The 577-nt window shown below is 45.1% G+C and carries 1 protein-coding gene; it reads left to right on the forward strand.

Annotated features, from left to right (window positions below; translation table 11 throughout):
* Nucleotides 1-153 precede the first annotated feature (153 nt).
* A partial coding sequence (locus tag R7Q48_RS29490; RefSeq protein WP_318133919.1) for a VC0807 family protein occupies nucleotides 154-577 on the forward strand: 424 nt, incomplete at its 3' end.

Here is a 577-nt window from a genome sequence, read left to right on the forward strand (position 1 = left end):
TGGTCAATCATGCCAACTAACTGGCTATGCTCGGGTCTATTTCATAAGTCGTTACATAACTTGGTGCGTTAACGCTTTACATCTGGCGTTACTGGATGAACACTTCCACCCAAAGTACAATGGCAGCCGACATAATAGAGTCAGTAGGAAATTATGAGTAACACGACGGCGAAAAAGTCGAATCCCCTATTCGAGATCCTTTTTAACGTATTCATCCCTTCGTTCATCTTGATGAAATACAGTGGCGAAGAGCACCTAGGAACCGCAATGGCACTGGTTGTCGCTTTGCTCTTTCCTGTGGTTTACGGCGGTATGGATCTCATCCGCAACAAGAAATTTAACTTTATCTCAGCACTTGGTTTTATCAGCGTATTATTAACTGGCGGCATTGGCTTGTTGGAGCTTGATACTCGCTGGTTAGCCTTGAAAGAAGCCTTGATTCCCGGCCTGATCGGCATCGCGGTATTGGGCTCCACTTTTACCCGCTACCCATTGATGCAAAAAATGGTATTGAACGACACGGTTTTGAACCTCGCGTTGATTAACGAGCGTTTGAGAGAAAATGGTAAAACCGATG

Source organism: Vibrio sp. 378 (assembly GCF_033339435.1).